This is a genomic window from Streptomyces sp. NPDC102274 (genome assembly GCF_044766385.1).
GTDB lineage: Bacteria > Actinomycetota > Actinomycetes > Streptomycetales > Streptomycetaceae > Streptomyces.
The window spans coordinates 254,058-269,992 of sequence record NZ_JBIWLW010000009.1; the positions used below are offsets into that span (position 1 = coordinate 254,058).

Below are 15,935 nucleotides of genomic sequence, written 5' to 3' on the forward strand. Positions count from 1 at the left end.
TCAGGATCGTCCATCCCCGTTGGCGGCGTCGAGAATGCCGGGCAGCGCCCCCAGGAACGCGTCCACCTCGGTGTCGCCGATGATCAGCGGAGGCATCAGCCGTACGACGTCCGGAGCGGGCACGTTCACGAGGAACCCGGCACTCTGAGCCGCCTGTTGCAGCTGGGGCGCGAGTGGCTCGGTGAGCACGATACCCAGGAGCAGGCCCGAGCCGCGGACGTGGGAGACCAGCGGATGGCCGAGACCCTCGATACCGTTCCGCAGTTTCTCGCCGAGCCGCTTCACCTGGTCCAGGAGTCCGCCGGCCGCGAGCGTGTCGAGTACGGCGAGTCCGGCGGCGCAGGCGACCGGGTTGCCGCCGAACGTCGTACCGTGCTGGCCGGGCCGGAGCAGCTCGGCCGCCTCCCCGAAAGCGATGGTCGCGCCGAGCGGCAGACCGCCGCCGAGCCCCTTGGCGAGGGTGACGACATCGGGCTCGACGCCCTGGTGCGCCTGGTACTCGAACCAGTGCCCCGTCCTGCCGACGCCCGTCTGGACCTCGTCCAGGACCAGGAGCGTGCCGGTGGCGCGGGTGATCTCCCTGGCCGCCTCCAGATAGCCCTTGGGCGGGACGACCACGCCGTTCTCGCCCTGGATCGGCTCGATGATCACGAGGGCCGTCTGTTCGGTGACCGCGGCGCGCAGCGCCTCGGCGTCCCCGTACGGGACATGGGTGACGTCACCGGGGAGCGGCCGGAAGGGTTCCTGCTTCGCGGGCTGGCCGGTGAGGGCCAGCGCGCCCATGGTGCGGCCGTGGAAGCCGCCGTCGGTGGCGACCATGTGCTGACGGCACGTCAGACGGCCGATCTTGAAGGCCGCTTCGTTCGCCTCCGCGCCGGAGTTGCAGAAGAAGACCCGGCCGGGGCGGCCGAAGAGCTGGATCAGCCGCTCGGCGAGCGCGACCGGCGGCTCGGCGATGAAGAGGTTGGAGACATGACCGAGGGACGCGATCTGACGGGAGACGGCCTCGACGACGGCGGGGTGCGCGTGGCCGAGGGCGTTGACCGCGATGCCGCCGACGAAGTCGGTGTACTCGACGCCGTCCGCGTCCCGGACCCTGGCGCCCTCACCGTGGACGAGAGACAGCTTCGGCGTACCGTAGTTGTCCGCCATGACGCTGCGCCAGCGCCGCGCGAGCTCCTCGTTGCCGGTCACTTCGCGGCCCCTTCCTGTCCGTCGGGCACGACCATCGTGCCGATGCCCTCGTCGGTGAAGATCTCCAGCAGGATCGCGTGCGGGACCCGGCCGTCCAGGACGCGCGCGGTCGTGACACCGTTGCGTACGGCGAACAGACACCCCTCCATCTTCGGCACCATGCCGCTGGACAGCTCGGGCAGCAGCTTCTCCAGCTCGGTGGCCGTGAGCCGGCTGATCACGTCGTCGCTGTTCGGCCAGTCCTCGTACAGCCCCTCGACATCGGTGAGGACCATCAGCGTCTCGGCACCCAGCGCGGCGGCGAGCGCGGCGGCGGCGGTGTCGGCGTTGACGTTGTAGACATGGCCGTCGTCGGCGCTGCGCGCGATGGAGGAGATGACCGGGATCCGGCCGTCCGCCAACAGCGCTTCGATGGCGCCCGTGTTGATCGCGGTGATCTCGCCGACCCGGCCGATGTCGACCAGCTCTCCGTCGATCCGTGGCCGGTGCCGGGTCGCGGAGATGGTGTGCGCGTCCTCGCCGGTCATCCCGACGGCGAGCGGGCCGTGCTGGTTGAGCAGTCCGACCAGCTCGCGCTGGACCTGCCCGGCCAGGACCATCCGTACGACGTCCATCGCCTCGGGGGTGGTGACCCGCAGCCCGGCCTTGAACTCGCTGACCAGACCGTGCCGGTCGAGCTGGGCGCTGATCTGCGGACCGCCGCCGTGCACGACGACCGGCTTGAGGCCGGCCTGCCGCAGGAAGACGACGTCCTGCGCGAACGCCGCCTTCAGCTCCTCGTCGATCATGGCGTTGCCGCCGAACTTGATGACGACGGTCTTGCCGTTGTGCCGGGTGAGCCAGGGCAGCGCCTCGATGAGGATCTGCGCCTTGGGCAGCGCGGTGTGCTTACGGGCGGTCATGAGCTGTACGCGCTGTTCTCGTGGACGTACTCGGCGGTGAGGTCGTTGGCCCAGATGACCGCGGAGTCGGTGCCCGCGGCCAGGTCGGCGGTGATCCGTACCTCGCGGTACCGCATGTCGACGAGGTCGCGGTCCTCTCCGACAGAGCCGTTCTCGCAGACCCACACATCGTTGATGGCGACATTGAGCCGGTCGGGCTCGAAGACGGCGCCCGTGGTGCCGATGGCGGAGAGCACCCGGCCCCAGTTGGGGTCCTCGCCGTGGATGGCGCACTTGAGGAGGTTGTTACGGGCGATGGAGCGGCCCACCTCGACGGCGTCGTCCTCGGTCGCCGCGTTGATCACCTCGATACGGATGTCCTTGGAGGCGCCCTCCGCGTCACCGATCAGCTGGCGCGCCAGATCGGCGCAGACCGTACGGACCGCCTCGGCGAACTCCTCGTGGCCGGGCGTCACCCCGGACGCGCCGGAGGAGAGCAGCAGCACGGTGTCGTTGGTGGACATGCAGCCGTCGGAGTCGACACGGTCGAAGGTGGTACGGGTGGCGGCGCGCAGCGCGGTGTCCAGGGCCGGCGCCTCGATGTCGGCGTCGGTGGTGAGGACCACGAGCATGGTGGCGAGGCCGGGAGCGAGCATGCCCGCGCCCTTGGCCATGCCGCCGACCGTCCAGCCGTCCCCCTGGACCACCGCCGTCTTGTGCACCGTGTCGGTGGTCTTGATGGCGATGGCGGCCTTCTCCCCGCCGTGCGCGGAGAGCTCGGTGGCGGCCTTCTCGATGCCGGGGAGCAGCTTGTCCATGGGGAGCGGCAGGCCGATCAGCCCGGTGGAGGCGACGGCGATCTCACCGGCGCTGTGGCCGTCCGCGCCGTACCCGCCGAGGACCTCGGCGGCCTTCTCGGCGGTGGCATGGGTGTCCTGGAAGCCCTTCGGTCCCGTACAGGCGTTGGCACCACCGGAGTTGAGGACGACAGCGGTCACCGCGCCGCCCTTGAGGACCTGCTCGGACCAGAGGACGGGGGCGGCCTTGACACGGTTGGAGGTGAAGACGCCCGCGGCGGCGCGGCGCGGACCGTTGTTGACCACGAGGGCCAGGTCCGGGCCGCCGTTCTCCTTGATTCCGGCGGCGATGCCCGCTGCCGTGAATCCCTTCGCTGCGGTGACGCTCAAGGTGCCACTCCGATCGTGGAAAGTCCGGTGTCCTCGGGGAGTCCGAGGGCGATGTTCATGCTCTGCACCGCGCCGCCGGCAGTGCCCTTGGTGAGGTTGTCGATGGCGCTGATCGCGATGATGCGGCCCGCGTACTCGTCGTACGTGACCTGGATCTGTACGGCGTTGGAACCGTAGACGGACGCCGTGGCGGGCCACTGCCCCTCGGGGAGCAGCCGGACGAAGGGCTCGTCCGCGAGGGCCTTCTCGTACGCGGCCCGGACCTCCTGCGCCGTGGTGCCGGGCTTCGCCCTGGCGGAGCAGGTGGCGAGGATGCCGCGGGGCATCGGGGCGAGGGTGGGCGTGAAGGAGACGGTGACGCGCTCCCCCGCGGCCTCGCTCAGGTTCTGGATGATCTCGGGGGTGTGCCGGTGTCCGCCGCCGACGCCGTACGGGCTCATGGAGCCCATGACCTCGGAGCCGAGCAGATGCGGCTTGGCCGCCTTGCCCGCGCCCGAGGTGCCGGACGCGGCGGTGATCACGGCCTCGGGCTCGGCCAGCCCCGCCGCGTACGCCGGGAAGAGCGCGAGCGAGACGGCGGTGGGATAGCAGCCGGGCACCGCGACGCGCTTGGACCCCTCCAGCGCGGCGCGGGCACCCGGCAGCTCGGGAAGGCCGTACGGCCAGGTCCCGGCGTGGGCGGCCCCGTAGAACCGCTCCCAGTCGGCCGCGTCCTTCAGCCGGAAGTCGGCGCCCATGTCGACCACGAGCACCTCGTCACCGAGCCGCTCGGCGACGGCCGCGGACTGGCCGTGCGGCAGCGCCAGGAAGACGACCTCGTGCCCGTCGAGCACCTCGGGCGTGGTCTCCGCCAGCACCCGGTCGGCCAGCGGCAGCAGATGCGGCTGCAGCCCGCCGAGCCGCTGTCCCGCGTTGGAGTTGCCGGTGAGGGCTCCGATCTCGATCCCGGGGTGGCCGAGAAGCAGACGGAGCAGCTCCCCGCCCGCATACCCACTCGCTCCCGCCACCGCGGCACGCACCGTACGTACAGCCATCGAAAAACCCTCCTCAGCGATGGCATGACTATACGTTCCGTCGCAGCTTTATGCAATGACTATCAGGAGGGCCGGCGGACAGCGGACAGCCAGGAGGGCCGACGGACAGGCCGCGGCGGCGGGGCCTCAGGTTTCCATGATCTCGCCGTCGCTCAGTTCCACCACCCGGTCGGCCAGATCGAGCAACTGGGGGTCGTGCGTGGCGACGAGCGCGGCGACGCCCTCGCTGTGCACCACGGTGCGCAGCAGTTCCATCACCGCGAGGCCGGTCTGGGCGTCCAACTGCCCCGTCGGCTCGTCCGCGATCAGCAGCGCCGGCCGGTTGGCGAGGGCGCGGGCGATGGCGACGCGCTGCTGCTGGCCGCCGGAGAGTTCGCCGGGACGCTGCGCCGCGTGATCGGTGAGGCCCACGAGAGAGAGCAGCAGCGCCACCCGCTCCTCGCGCTCACGCGGGTCGGCCCTGCGCAGCCGCAGCGGTACGCCCACGTTCTCCGCCGCGCTGAGGATGGGGATCAGACCGAAGGACTGGAAGATGAAGCCGATGCGGTCGCGGCGTAGTTCCAGCAGCCCGTTCTCGCCCAGCTCGGCGAGGTCGGTGCCGTCGATGACGACCCGTCCGCGGTCCGGGGAGTCCAGACCGCCGACCAGATTGAGCAGCGTGGTCTTGCCGGCGCCGGAGCGGCCCTTGAGGGCGACCAGTTCGCCGCGCGCGACGTCGAGGGAGGCACCGCGCAGCGCGTGGACGGCCGCGGGACCGGTGCCGTAGGACCGGTGCAGGTTCTCCGCCCTGACCATGGGCCCGCCGGACCGCTCGCCCAGGACGGCGGCTCCGGCCCGGGTGCTGCTGTGCTCTGTCATGGGTGTGCCCCCCGTGCGTGATCGGTCCGGCCACAATATGTGCGGACGTCCTTCGGGCGGGCAACGGCAACGAACTTCTTTTCGATTGCGTGCGGTTTCCTGATACAAAGCCATTTCAACTGGCGTGTACAGCGGACGGGGGAACGGGTGGCGGGCTTCATATTTCTGCGCGCGGTCGGGCACCGGCTGCTCCTGGCGGCCGCGCTGCTCGCGGTGGTGCTGACCACCTGCGTGCTCGCCGCCCTCACGTCGTTCTCCGGTTCGCTCGCGGACACGGCGCTGCGGGAGACGCTGCGCGACCGCGGCGCCGCGTCCGCCGTGCTCGTCATCAGCGCGGACATTCCGCGGGAACGGAGCGACGCCGCCCAGGAGGCGGCGGTTCGGGGCGCGCGGCAGGCCTTCGACGGGCTGCCCGTGACACTGCGGAAGCTCGAACGTTCGGGAACGTACGCGCTCCCCGCGTCCCTCCAGGCGTCCGGCGCCCCCGAGGACAAGCCCGACCTGACCCACTTCGCCGCACTGGACCGTTCCCGGCTCACGCTGGTGTCGGGCGCGTGGCCGGGCTCCGGACGGGAAGCCGTCGACGGCGCCATACCCGTCGCCGTGCCCGAAGTCGCCGCCACGCAGCTGAAGTTTCGCGCGGGAGCACGCGTCGCGCTCACCGACCGGCTGGCCGGCACCCGGCTGACCGTCCGGGTCACCGGCGTCTACAAGGCCACCGACCCCGTCGATCCGTACTGGCAGCTGGACACGCTCGGCGGGCGCGGAGTCCGTGACGTCGACTTCACCACCTACGGTCCGCTGCTCACGGACCCGGCCGTCCTCGCCTCAGGACTCGTCTCCCGTGGCAACAGCGCCTGGGTGGCCACCGCCGACTACCGGAGCGTCACCACCGACCGGATCAGCGCGCTGCGCTCCGCGTCCGCGCGCGCTCCCGCGCTCCTGCGCGAGGACCCGGCGCTCGGGGACAGCACGACCGTGAGCACCGCGCTGCCGTCCCTGCTGGACCGTACCGAGCGTGCGCTGCTGGTGTCCCGGTCCACGCTGCTGATCGTCGCCCTCCAACTGCTCCTGCTGGCCGGGTACGCGCTGCTGCTGGTCGCCCGGGTCCTCGGCGCGGAGCGGGCGGGCGAGACCGCTCTGCTGCGGGCGCGCGGTGCCTCGCGCCGCCGGCTCGCCGCTCTCGCGGTGGTGGAGGCACTCCTGCTCGCGGCCCCGGCCGCCCTCTGCGCCCCGCTGCTGTCGGGTCCGCTGACCGGCTTGTTCGTACGGCGCTCCGCGCTGGACAACGGCGCCGGATGGCGGTTCGGCGACATCGCGGCCGGACCGGTGTGGCTCGTCTCGGCGGCGGTCGCCGTCTGCTGCGCGGCGGCGGTCGTGTCCCCCGCGCTGGCCGCGGCGTCCGGCGCGTCCGCCGGGACACGGCGTGGCCGCGCCGCCGCGCTGCCCGGCCCCGTACGCGCCGGGGCGGACGTCGGGCTGCTGCTGATCGCGGCGGTGGCCTACTGGCAGCTGGACCAGCAGACCCGGACGTCCGGCGGTGGAGCGCTCAGCGGCGACCGCGAGGGCGTGCTGGGCGTCGACCCGCTGATGGTCATGGCGCCCGCGCTGGCGCTGCTCGCCGGCACCGTGCTCACGCTGCGGCTGCTGCCTCCCGCGGCGCGGCTCGCGGAGCGGCGGGCCGCGAGCGGCCGCGGTCTGTCGGCCGCGCTGGCGGGCTGGCATTTCAGCCGCGGGGCGCTGCGCGGCGCCGGCCCCGTACTGCTGCTGGTTCTGGCCGTGGCGATGGGCATGCTCGCGATCGGCCAGAGCGCGTCCTGGGACCGGTCCCAGCGCGACCAGGCCGACTTCGGTACGGGTGCTTCGGTACGGGTGCTGGACAGCAGACCCGCCGGCCCCGGTCAGGCCGGCCTGTACGGGTCACTGCCGGGGGTACGGCAGTCGGCGCCCGCCCACCGTACGGTCACGGATCTGTCAGGCGGCCGTACGGCGACGGTGCTCGCGCTGGACACGGCGCATGCCGACGAGCGGATGCTGATGCGCGGCGATCTCGCCGATGAGCCGGCGGAGGGGCTGCTGCGGGCGGTGGCGCCTCGGAAGACCCCGCCGCGGGCTGTGGTCCCGCTGCCCGACGACACCCGCCGGCTCGCCCTCGATGTGCGTATCGCGCATGAGGAGGTGGCGCCGGACCGGGCCGCCTCCGGGTTCGCGCCCGTGCTCCAGGTCATGGTCGAGGACCGTTACGGCATTCCCTACCGGCTCAGCGCCGGGAACGTGCCCGTCGACGGCCGCGTCCACCGGGTCGTCGTCGATCTCGACATGACCACACCGGGCGCGCGCGGCGCCCCCGCCGGGCCGCTCGGCGTGACCGGGTTCCAACTCGGCGGGGAAGCCCCGGCCGAGGGATCCGAGCGGCACCGGCTGACCGTCGAGCGGCTGCTGGCCACGGGCCCCGACGGCGCCGAACGCCCCGTGTCCGTACCCGGCGAGGTGCGCTGGCGGGGCAGCGCGAGCGTGACGGAGAACGAGGAGGAGGGCGCGCCCACGGCCCTGAGCCCGGCCGCGTCGCCCACCGCGCCGCTGACCGTCTCGTACACCACGGGGAGTGCGGGCGAGAGCGGCGGCTATCTCTCCGTACGGCTCGATGTCGCACGCGCCACCGCCCAGGAGCGGATCCCGGCCGTCGCCACGGACGGCTTCCTGCGCGCGTCGGGGGCCGGGCTCGGGGAGAGCATCGATCTGACTCTGTCCGGGGATCGGCTTCGGGTGACGATCGTGAAGGCCGTACGGGAACTGCCGACGACCGGGAGCGCGGCGGTCTCGGGAACCGGGAGCGGCGCCGGACCGGAGACCACGGGTGGGAGTGACGCGGCGGACGGCGGTGCGCTGCTCATCGATCTGCGGGCCGTCAACGCGGTGCTGGCAGACCGCGCGAGCGACGCTCTCGCCCCCAACGAGTGGTGGCTGAGCACCGCCCCCGGCACGTCCACGGACGTGGCGTCCGCCCTGCGGGCCCGCCCGGACAGCACGCCCGGCCAGGTACTCGTACGCGACGAGGTCGCGGCCGGTCTGTCGGACGATCCGCTCGGCAGCGGGCCCCGCTCGGCGCTGATGGCCGTCGCGGTGGCCGCCGCCGCGCTGGCCGCGGTGGGTTTCGCGGTGAGCGCCGTCGGATCCCTGCGGGAGCAGTCCGCCGAACTCGCCGTCCTGCGTGCCCTCGGGGCGTCGCGCCGGAGTCTCGCCCGTCTGGTCGCGACGAAACAGGGGCTGCTGATCGGCATCGGCCTGTTCGCCGGTGCGGTGCTCGGGACGCTGCTGACCCGGGCCGTGGTACCGCTGGTCGTACTGACCCCGCAGGCCGCCCAGCCGGTTCCCCGGGTGCTGGTGGAGCTCCCGGTGTCCCAGGTCGCCCTGTTCCTCGTGGGTGTCGCCGCCGTGCCCCTGCTGATCACCGCGGCCATCGCCGCCCGGCGCGCCGATCCCGCCGGCTCGCTTCGCCACCAGGGGGACAACTGAGATGACACGCGGGCCGGTAGATGGACGTACGAAGCGCCCGGAACGCACCGTGCGCGCGGTCGCGCCATGGGTACGGACGAGGTTGCGGACGGCCCCCGGAGCGGCCGTGGCCTTCGGGCTGCTCGTGCTGATCACGGCGTTCCTCGCCGCCGCGCTCCCACGGGCCGTCGATGCCTACGAGACGGGGGGACTGCGGCGGGAGATCGGCACGGCGCCCCCGAGCACGACGGTGCTGGAGCTGACGGCGCCCCAGCCCGGACTGGAGAATCCGCTGCCCTCCCGCGAGGAGGAGATGCGGTCGGCCGCGCTCTCGGCCGTCCACCGCAAGGCGCAGGCGAGTCTGCCCGCACCGCTGCGGGTGGACGCGGCGGAATCTGCCTACGGGGTACGGACCTCCGAAGTCCTCATCGGCCAGGACAGCTGGCTGCCGCGTCCCGATGTGTATCCTCCCGGCTTCACGCTGGCCGCGCAGTCGGGACTGGCCGCTCACGCGACCGTGCGCGAAGGGCGGCTGCCCGCCGCCGATGGGCGGGTCACGGCACGGACGAAGGAGCTGGAGGCCGCCGTGACCTCGGCGACCGCCCGTGATCTGCGGCTGCGGGTCGGCTCGGTGATCCATCTGAGTGACTCCACCGGGTCCACGGATCTGGCCGTACGGATCACCGGGATCATCGAACCCCGCGATCCGCGGGGCAGTTACTGGTCCGTCGAGCCGGTCCTGCGCACTCCCGGGCTGACCGCCATGCCGACCCGCCCGCCGCAGAGCCGCTGGGAGGCGGGTCTCCTGCTGGCACCCGACGCCGGGCCCGCCCTCCTCGGCACCCAGTCGATGCCGGAGAGGTACTGGCGTCTCGCGCCCACCGGCGAAGAGCTGACCGCGCGGGACGCACCGGCACTCCTCCAGCGGATCGCCTCCCTCGAAGGCGGACCCGAACTGCTGAAGATGCGTGAGATCGCCGGCGGCACCGCGGTCCTGAGCACCGGGCTGGAGACGGTGATCGGCTCCCATGTCGCGACACGTGAGGCGATCACCCGCATCGTCGTCGTCGCGGCCTTCGGAATCGGCTCCGTCGCCGCCGTCGTGCTCGCGATGGCCGGTGGTCTGATCGCCGCGCGCCGCACCGACGAACTCGCCCTTCTGCGCTCCCGCGGCGGCTCCCTGCGCGGCATCGGCGGACGGCTCCTCGCCGAGACCGCCGTGATCGCGCTGCCCGCGTCCGGGGCCGGTCTGCTACTGGCCCTGGTCGCGGTGGACGAGGCACGTCTGCTGCCCGCCGTGTACGGCGCGAGCGCCGTGGCGCTGCTCGGCTGCGCCACCCTGCCGGTGCGGGCCGTCTTCCAGCACCGGCGGCCACAGGCGCACGGCGACCGCGACGACCTCACCCGGGCGAGGCCCGGCAGACAGCGGACCGTCGCCGAACTGACCCTGCTGGTCATCGCCGTCGCCTCCGTGGTCACCTTGCGCCGTCGCGGCACCTCCGGCACCGGTGATCTGCTGGTGAGCGCGGCTCCGGTGCTCGTCGCGCTGATCGCCGCGCTCGTGCTCGTACGGCTGTATCCGCTGCCCCTGCGGTGGGCGGCCCGTCCGGCCGCGCGGCTGCGCGGCGCGATCGGTTTCCTGTCGCTGGCCCGCGCGGGGCGGTCGTCGGTGACGGGGACGCTGCCGCTGCTGGCGCTGCTCATCGCGCTGACGACGGCGGCGTTCGGTGGCTCGGTGTTGTCCGGGGTCACGGAGGCACGAGACCGGGCCGCGCTGCTGGCAGTCGGCGCCGACGCCCGGGTCTCGACCCCCAGAGACGCCACACCACTGCCGACGGGGGCGGAACGGGCGGCGCGGAAAGTGGCGGGCGTACGGGACACGACGGCCGTACGCGTCGAGTCGACGGCGGAGCTCGCGCGCGGCGAGGGCGCCGGCACAGCGCCGCCGAAGCCGCTCACCCTCATCGGGGTCGAGCCGGAGTCGTACACGCGGCTGGCCCGGCAGCTGGATTTCGGGACCTTCCCCGCCGATGCGTTGAAGAGCGCGGGCGGCGTGCTCAACGCCGTCGCCTCACCGGGTCTCGCCGAGCGGCTCGGTACCGCGCCCCGCCGGATCAGCTCGCCGGCCGGGGAGGTCACCGTACGGATCACAGCCGTTCGGACCCAAACGCCGGCCGCCCCCCGCTCCGAGTTCCTGCTGGTCGACCGTAAGGGCCTGAAACACGCCGATCCGACGACACTGCTGGCCACGGGCGAGGGGATGAACGCGTCGGTGCTGCGGGCCGCGCTCGGCGCCGGCCCCGAGCAGGAGGTCGAGGTGTGGCTGCGGAGCGAGGAACGAGCGGCACTGACCGGTTCACCGCTCCAGTCGGGTGCCGAACGGATCTATGCCACCGCCGTGGCCGCGGGCGCGGCCTACGCCGTCATCGCCCTGCTGCTCTCGCTGCTGCAATCGGCGCGGGAACGGGCCGCACTGCTGGCCAGGCTGCGCACCATGGGGCTGACGACCCGCCAGAGCCGTCAGTTGCTCGGCCTTGAGGCCCTGCCCCAGGCGCTGCTCGCCGCCGGGGGCGGCATCCTCGTCGCCTGGGCCACCATCCAGTTGCTCGCTCCCGGTGTCGACCTGGGACGTCTCGCCCTGACCGCCGCTTCCGGTCTCACGCCGGCGGTCGGGGTGTCGCTGCGTACCGACGTGTGGACTCTCGCGCTGCCCGCGGCCGGCGTGGTCGTGCTGACGGGGGCCGTGGCTCTCGGCCAGGCCTGGTGGGCGGGGCGGCGCGGATCAATCACCGAACTCAGAGCAGGAGACACGCGATGACCGACACGACGACCGATCCGGCGGCCGGAACTCCTGGCTCGCGGCCGACCCTCGCGGAGCTGGAGCGACGCGCGGCCGCGCGCGGCGGCCGTCCCTCGTACGGCCATGACGCGCTGATCGCCTGCGACCGGCTGGTGCGTATCTTCACCACGGACGGAGTGGAGGTGCAGGCCCTCCAGGGGCTTGATCTCACTGTCCAGGAGGGCGAGTTGATGGCCCTGGTCGGCGCTTCCGGCAGCGGCAAGTCGACGCTGATGAACATCCTCGCGGGCCTGGACGTCCCCACGGCGGGCGCGGCCGAGGTCGCGGGCCGTGATCTGCTCACGATGGACGCCAGGGCCCGGCTCGACTACCGCCGTCATGTGGTCGGTTTCGTCTGGCAGCAGACGGCCCGCAATCTCCTCCCCTACCTGACGGCATCCCAGAATGTGGCGCTGCCGATGCAGCTGCGGGGACGCGCCGGCCGGGGAGGTCCGAGGCGGAAGGGCGAGCGCGCGGCGGAGCTCCTGGCGATGCTGGGGGTGGCCGACTGCGGCGACCGCCGCCCGCACCAGCTGTCCGGCGGCCAGCAGCAGCGCGTCGCGATCGCCGTCGCTCTCGCCAACTCCCCCTCCGTCCTGCTCGCCGACGAACCGACCGGTGAGCTGGACTCGGCGACGGGTGAGCAGGTCTTCGCGGCCTTCCGCCGGGCCAACGAGGAGCTGGGCACGACGATCGTGATCGTCACCCACGACCAGAGCGTCGCGGACGAGGTCCGCCGTACGGTCGCGATCCGTGACGGCCGTACGTCGTCGGAGGTCCTGCGCCGCACGGAGGTCGACGCGGAGGGCCGGGAATCGGTGGTGGCCCGGGAGTACGCGATGCTCGACCGGGCCGGACGGCTCCAGCTGCCCGCGGAGTACGCCACGGCACTGGGCATGGAACACCGCGTGATGCTGGAGCTGGAGCAGGACCACATCGGGGTCTGGCCCGACGACGCGGGCGAGAAGTAGGTCCCGGGCAGCGGTGGGCACCCGCACGGGTGAGGTTGTACCGAACCGCTGCGTCCGCCGTGGGGCTGTCGCTACGGTGACCGGCATGGACGCCAAGGACGCACCCCGCCCTGAGGAGGAGTGGCCGCTGCCTCCTTCCTGGATGTGGAGCTGCCACGAGTGCAACAGGCTGTACAAGGCGATGAAGCGCGCGCCCGAAGTGGTGGAAGCGGCGCGGGCGGCGGGTGGGCCGGGGGTGGATTACGACCCCTTCGACTCGGTGGTGACGACACAGATCCGGCTCGCCCAGCACATCGCCGCCGAGCACACTTCGGAGGTGCCCGCGGTCGATCCGTCGTGCGAGCGGTGTGTGTCGGACACGTCGGGCAGGCGGATCCGCGAAGAGATGATCCTGGAGCACCGGGCCCGCCATCTGTTCGCGCCGCCGCGCATCGTCGGCTTCATGTGACGGAGACTCCCACCTCTCGTGGGCGGGACCGGCCGAGGACTGCACGTCCCGGAAAAATCCTGGAAGATTTCCGGAGGAGCTGTCGATCCGGCCGTATCCCGTTCGACGCAAGGGTGTGAGAGGCGAGGAAAGCCCCCGCCCTCCCGACCGAGGAGTCACCATGCCGCGTTTTCTGACGATGGTCCGCATCGACGAGCGGAATACCCCCGCGGAGGGCCCCGACCCCGAGTTCGATGCGCGGATGGCCGCACTGTTCGAGGAGATCACCAAGGCCGGGGTCATGCTGGAGACGGCCGGACTCACCCCGACGTCCGAGGGCACCCGGATCACCTGGTCCGACGGCAAGCTCGGCTACACCGACGGCCCCTTCACCGAGAGCAAGGAAGTCGTCGGCGGCTACTCCCTCACCCGCTGCGAGGACAAGGCGGAGGCCCTGGAATGGGCGAAGCGGTTCCTTGAGGTCCACCCGGAGAACTGGACCATCACCGTCGAGGTCCGGGAGATCGCCGAGGGCTGACCGGGCCGCGCTTGCCGCGTTCCGGCACGACTGCTCTGATGGGTGGTCGTGACATCAGCAAGCGCGACCGAAACGGTCGAAGCGGTATTCAGGATCGAGTCCGCGCGGATCATCGCGGGTGTCGCCCGCATCGTGCGGGACGTGGGCATCGCCGAGGAACTCGCGCAGGATGCTCTGGTCGCCGCGCTGGAGCAGTGGCCGGAGTCGGGCGTCCCGGACAGGCCGGGCGCCTGGCTCATGGCCACCGCCAAGCACCGCGCCATCGATCTCGTACGCCGCAAGGAAACGTACGCGCGCAAGCTGGCGGAGGTCGGCAGGGCGCTGGAGGACGTGGCGCCGCCGCCCGAGCCCAGGGGTGAGGACGACATCGACGACGATCTGCTGCGGCTGATCTTCACCGCCTGCCATCCCGTGCTGTCGACGGAGGCCCGGGTCGCGCTCACGCTGCGTCTGCTGGGCGGGCTGACGACGGAGGAGATCGCCCGCGCGTTCCTGGCCCCGGAGCCGACGGTGGCCCAGCGCATCGTCCGTGCGAAACGGGCACTCGCCAAGGCCGGGGTCCCCTTCGAGGTCCCGGGCGCCGCCGACCGGGCCGCCCGTGTCTCGTCGGTACTTGAAGTCATCTACCTCGTCTTCAACGAGGGCTACTCCGCGACGGCCGGGGACGATCTCGTACGCCCGGCTCTGTGCGAGGACGCGCTGCGTCTGGCGCGCGTCCTGGCGGGGCTGATGCCCGAGGAACCCGAGGTCCACGGCCTGGCCGCGCTCCTGGAGCTCCAGACCTCGCGCATCGCCGCCCGCACGGGCCCCGACGGCGAGCCGGTGCTGCTCGCGGACCAGAACCGCCACAAGTGGAACCGCATGCTCATCCTCCGCGGCGTGGAGTCCCTGCGGCGCGCGGGCCACGGCCCGTACTCCGTCCAGGCCGCGATCGCCGCGTGCCACGCGCGGGCGGTGCGCTACGAGGACACGGACTGGACGGCGATCGCGGCGCTGTACGGCCGGCTGATGGCGCTGACGCCGTCCCCGGTGGTGGAGCTGAACCGAGCGGTCGCCGTCTCGATGGCGGAGGGCCCCGCGGCCGGGCTGAAGCTGGTGGACGCCCTGGCGGAAGGACCGGCCCTCAAGGACTATCACCTGCTGCCGAGCGTCCGGGGAGATCTGCTGGAACGCCTGGGGCGGGGGGACGAGGCACAGGCGGAGTTCGAGCGGGCGGCGTCCCTGACCCGTAACGCACGTGAGCGCGGACTGCTCCTGGAACGGGCCGCCCGAGCCGCTTCCGCCCCGGAGTGAACCCCCTGGGCGCGGGCGGTCTTCCACCACGAGGCCACGCGCCGGTCCCCTTGCCGGGCCCTGGCCGGTCCCTGTCGGGGCCGTACGGGATGTCCCGCATGGCCCCAACAGGGCAAAAAGGAGGAAACTAACACAAGGAGGTACATCATGCGCAAGGTAGCCGACTGCCGGGATTTCCCGAGCGAGACGAATTGCACCCTCGCCATCTCCGGCGAGGAGGAAGAAGTGGTCCGCGCCGCCAGCGAGCACGCTGTGTCCATGCACGGCCACAAGAGCAGCCCGGAGCTGCGTGAGCAGATCCGCTCCGCGCTCAAGGACGAGATGGCGCAGCACGCCTGAGGCCGGCCGGCCCGGCCCCGGGCAGGGGCCTACGGCGTCTGCACGGGCCGGGCGCCCACCTCGAAGACATTGCCGAAGGGATCGGTGATCTTCACCATCCGTACGTAGATCGTGTCCGAGGGGACGCCCGCGGTGCCGCCCGCCGCCACGGCCCGCTCCGCCGCGGCGTCCGCGTCGGCGACCTCGAAAAGGGTCTGCCACGCGTCGGCCGGCGCCTCCGGGGTCCCCATGATGCCGCCGATCTCATGACCGTCGGGGCGGCGCAGGAACGTGAAGTCCGCGCCGGGGAGATCGTCGTTGCCGTCCAGGGTGAAATCGAAGACGGCCGGGTAGAACTCCCGCGCCGGTCCCGGATCCGGGCTCGTCAGGTCGTTGCGTACGAGACTGCCCGGCTCGTTCACGGTCTCGCAGCCGACGAGCGCCTGCCCCTGCCAGAGGCCGAACCGGGCGCCGGACGGGTCCGCGGCGAGCGCCAGCCGGCCCTGGTCCCCGATCTCCTGCGGGCTCCGCGTCAGGGTGCCCCCCGCGTCGACGATCCGCTTCACGGTGGCGTCGCAGTCGTCGGTCGCGAAGTACACACACCACAGGCCGGGGTGGGCCGTGGTGTGCGACCCGGCATCGGGGACCTGCCGGAATCCGGCCACCGCCCGGCCGTGCAGACGACACACCGTGTAGACGGGCGCACCCGCGTCGTACTCCCAGCCGAACAGCGCGCCGTAGAACTCCTTCGCGCGCTCGACATCGGGCACGTCGAGGTCGATCCAGGTGGGGGTACCGGCCGGCTGATTCCGGGTGACATGGCTCATCGTTCGCTCCTGATCGCTGCGCGCCCGGAGGTCCGCTCCGGGCCGGGTGTCCGACGCTAGAGGCGATGCAGGT

13 protein-coding genes are annotated in these 15,935 nt (G+C 72.5%); 7 read left to right on the forward strand and 6 right to left on the reverse strand.

Annotated features, from left to right (window positions below):
* The 5 genes from ACIRQP_RS15745 to ACIRQP_RS15765 all read right to left on the reverse strand — a co-directional run bounded on the left by ACIRQP_RS15745 (position 1) and on the right by ACIRQP_RS15765 (position 5,154).
* Positions 1–1,194 carry an acetylornithine transaminase gene (locus ACIRQP_RS15745; protein WP_403889331.1) on the reverse strand — a complete coding sequence of 398 codons (1,194 nt, stop codon included), beginning with the start codon at positions 1,192–1,194 and terminating at the stop codon, positions 1–3.
* Positions 1,191–2,096 (reverse strand): acetylglutamate kinase, encoded by a 906-nt coding sequence (gene argB / locus ACIRQP_RS15750; protein WP_403889334.1) that lies wholly within the window; start codon positions 2,094–2,096, stop codon positions 1,191–1,193. Before argB ends, ACIRQP_RS15745 begins: the two co-directional genes overlap by 4 nt.
* A complete protein-coding gene (gene argJ / locus ACIRQP_RS15755; protein WP_403889337.1) occupies positions 2,093–3,262 on the reverse strand; it encodes a bifunctional glutamate N-acetyltransferase/amino-acid acetyltransferase ArgJ in 1,170 nt (389 codons plus the stop codon). The genes argB and argJ overlap by 4 nt, the downstream gene beginning before the upstream one ends.
* Positions 3,259–4,296 carry an N-acetyl-gamma-glutamyl-phosphate reductase gene (argC, locus tag ACIRQP_RS15760; RefSeq protein WP_403889340.1) on the reverse strand — a complete coding sequence of 346 codons (1,038 nt, stop codon included), beginning with the start codon at positions 4,294–4,296 and terminating at the stop codon, positions 3,259–3,261. The genes argJ and argC overlap by 4 nt, the downstream gene beginning before the upstream one ends.
* A 126-nt stretch (positions 4,297–4,422) precedes the next feature.
* Positions 4,423–5,154 carry an ABC transporter ATP-binding protein gene (locus ACIRQP_RS15765; protein ID WP_403889343.1) on the reverse strand — a complete coding sequence of 244 codons (732 nt, stop codon included), beginning with the start codon at positions 5,152–5,154 and terminating at the stop codon, positions 4,423–4,425.
* 147 nt (positions 5,155–5,301) lie between these two features.
* On the opposite strand from ACIRQP_RS15765, the gene ACIRQP_RS15770 reads away from it, so the two are divergent.
* The 7 genes from ACIRQP_RS15770 (at position 5,302) to ACIRQP_RS15800 (ending at position 15,056) form a co-directional block, all read left to right on the forward strand.
* The gene (locus ACIRQP_RS15770) at positions 5,302–8,670 is read left to right on the forward strand and encodes an FtsX-like permease family protein (RefSeq protein WP_403889346.1); all 3,369 of its coding nucleotides are present in this window, start codon (positions 5,302–5,304) and stop codon (positions 8,668–8,670) included.
* Position 8,671: 1 nt separating this feature from the next.
* Positions 8,672–11,467, forward strand: coding sequence for an ABC transporter permease (locus ACIRQP_RS15775; protein WP_403889349.1), 2,796 nt, complete (start codon positions 8,672–8,674; stop codon positions 11,465–11,467).
* Entirely contained in the window at positions 11,464–12,459 is a 996-nt protein-coding gene (locus ACIRQP_RS15780; RefSeq protein ID WP_403889352.1) for an ABC transporter ATP-binding protein, read from the forward strand. Before ACIRQP_RS15775 ends, ACIRQP_RS15780 begins: the two co-directional genes overlap by 4 nt.
* Positions 12,460–12,544: 85 nt before the next feature.
* Complete coding sequence (locus tag ACIRQP_RS15785) at positions 12,545–12,907, forward strand: hypothetical protein (RefSeq protein WP_403889355.1); 363 nt, start codon at positions 12,545–12,547, stop codon at positions 12,905–12,907.
* A gap of 160 nt (positions 12,908–13,067) precedes the next feature.
* Entirely contained in the window at positions 13,068–13,424 is a 357-nt protein-coding gene (locus ACIRQP_RS15790) for a YciI family protein (protein WP_403889358.1), read from the forward strand.
* Between the two features lie 42 nt (positions 13,425–13,466).
* Positions 13,467–14,717 carry an RNA polymerase sigma factor gene (locus ACIRQP_RS15795; protein WP_403889361.1) on the forward strand — a complete coding sequence of 417 codons (1,251 nt, stop codon included), beginning with the start codon at positions 13,467–13,469 and terminating at the stop codon, positions 14,715–14,717.
* Between the two features lie 147 nt (positions 14,718–14,864).
* Positions 14,865–15,056 carry a DUF1059 domain-containing protein gene (locus tag ACIRQP_RS15800; RefSeq protein ID WP_403889364.1) on the forward strand — a complete coding sequence of 64 codons (192 nt, stop codon included), beginning with the start codon at positions 14,865–14,867 and terminating at the stop codon, positions 15,054–15,056.
* 29 nt (positions 15,057–15,085) lie between these two features.
* Here ACIRQP_RS15800 and ACIRQP_RS15805 read toward each other — a convergent pair whose 3' ends face one another.
* Complete coding sequence (locus ACIRQP_RS15805; protein WP_403889367.1) at positions 15,086–15,862, reverse strand: VOC family protein; 777 nt, start codon at positions 15,860–15,862, stop codon at positions 15,086–15,088.
* Between the last annotated feature and the right edge of the window lie 73 nt (positions 15,863–15,935).

Bases quoted from the DNA above. Each gene is read 5' to 3' on its own strand.
- ACIRQP_RS15775 (WP_403889349.1), top strand. From the start codon at position 8,672: ATGACACGCGGGCCGGTAGATGGACGTACGAAGCGCCCGGAACGCACC.
- ACIRQP_RS15785 (WP_403889355.1), top strand. From the start codon at position 12,545: ATGGACGCCAAGGACGCACCCCGCCCTGAGGAGGAGTGGCCGCTGCCT.
- ACIRQP_RS15790 (WP_403889358.1), top strand. From the start codon at position 13,068: ATGCCGCGTTTTCTGACGATGGTCCGCATCGACGAGCGGAATACCCCC.
- ACIRQP_RS15780 (WP_403889352.1), top strand. From the start codon at position 11,464: ATGACCGACACGACGACCGATCCGGCGGCCGGAACTCCTGGCTCGCGG.
- argB (WP_403889334.1), bottom strand. From the start codon at position 2,096: ATGACCGCCCGTAAGCACACCGCGCTGCCCAAGGCGCAGATCCTCATC.
- argC (WP_403889340.1), bottom strand. From the start codon at position 4,296: ATGGCTGTACGTACGGTGCGTGCCGCGGTGGCGGGAGCGAGTGGGTAT.
- ACIRQP_RS15805 (WP_403889367.1), bottom strand. From the start codon at position 15,862: ATGAGCCATGTCACCCGGAATCAGCCGGCCGGTACCCCCACCTGGATC.
- ACIRQP_RS15765 (WP_403889343.1), bottom strand. From the start codon at position 5,154: ATGACAGAGCACAGCAGCACCCGGGCCGGAGCCGCCGTCCTGGGCGAG.
- ACIRQP_RS15800 (WP_403889364.1), top strand. From the start codon at position 14,865: ATGCGCAAGGTAGCCGACTGCCGGGATTTCCCGAGCGAGACGAATTGC.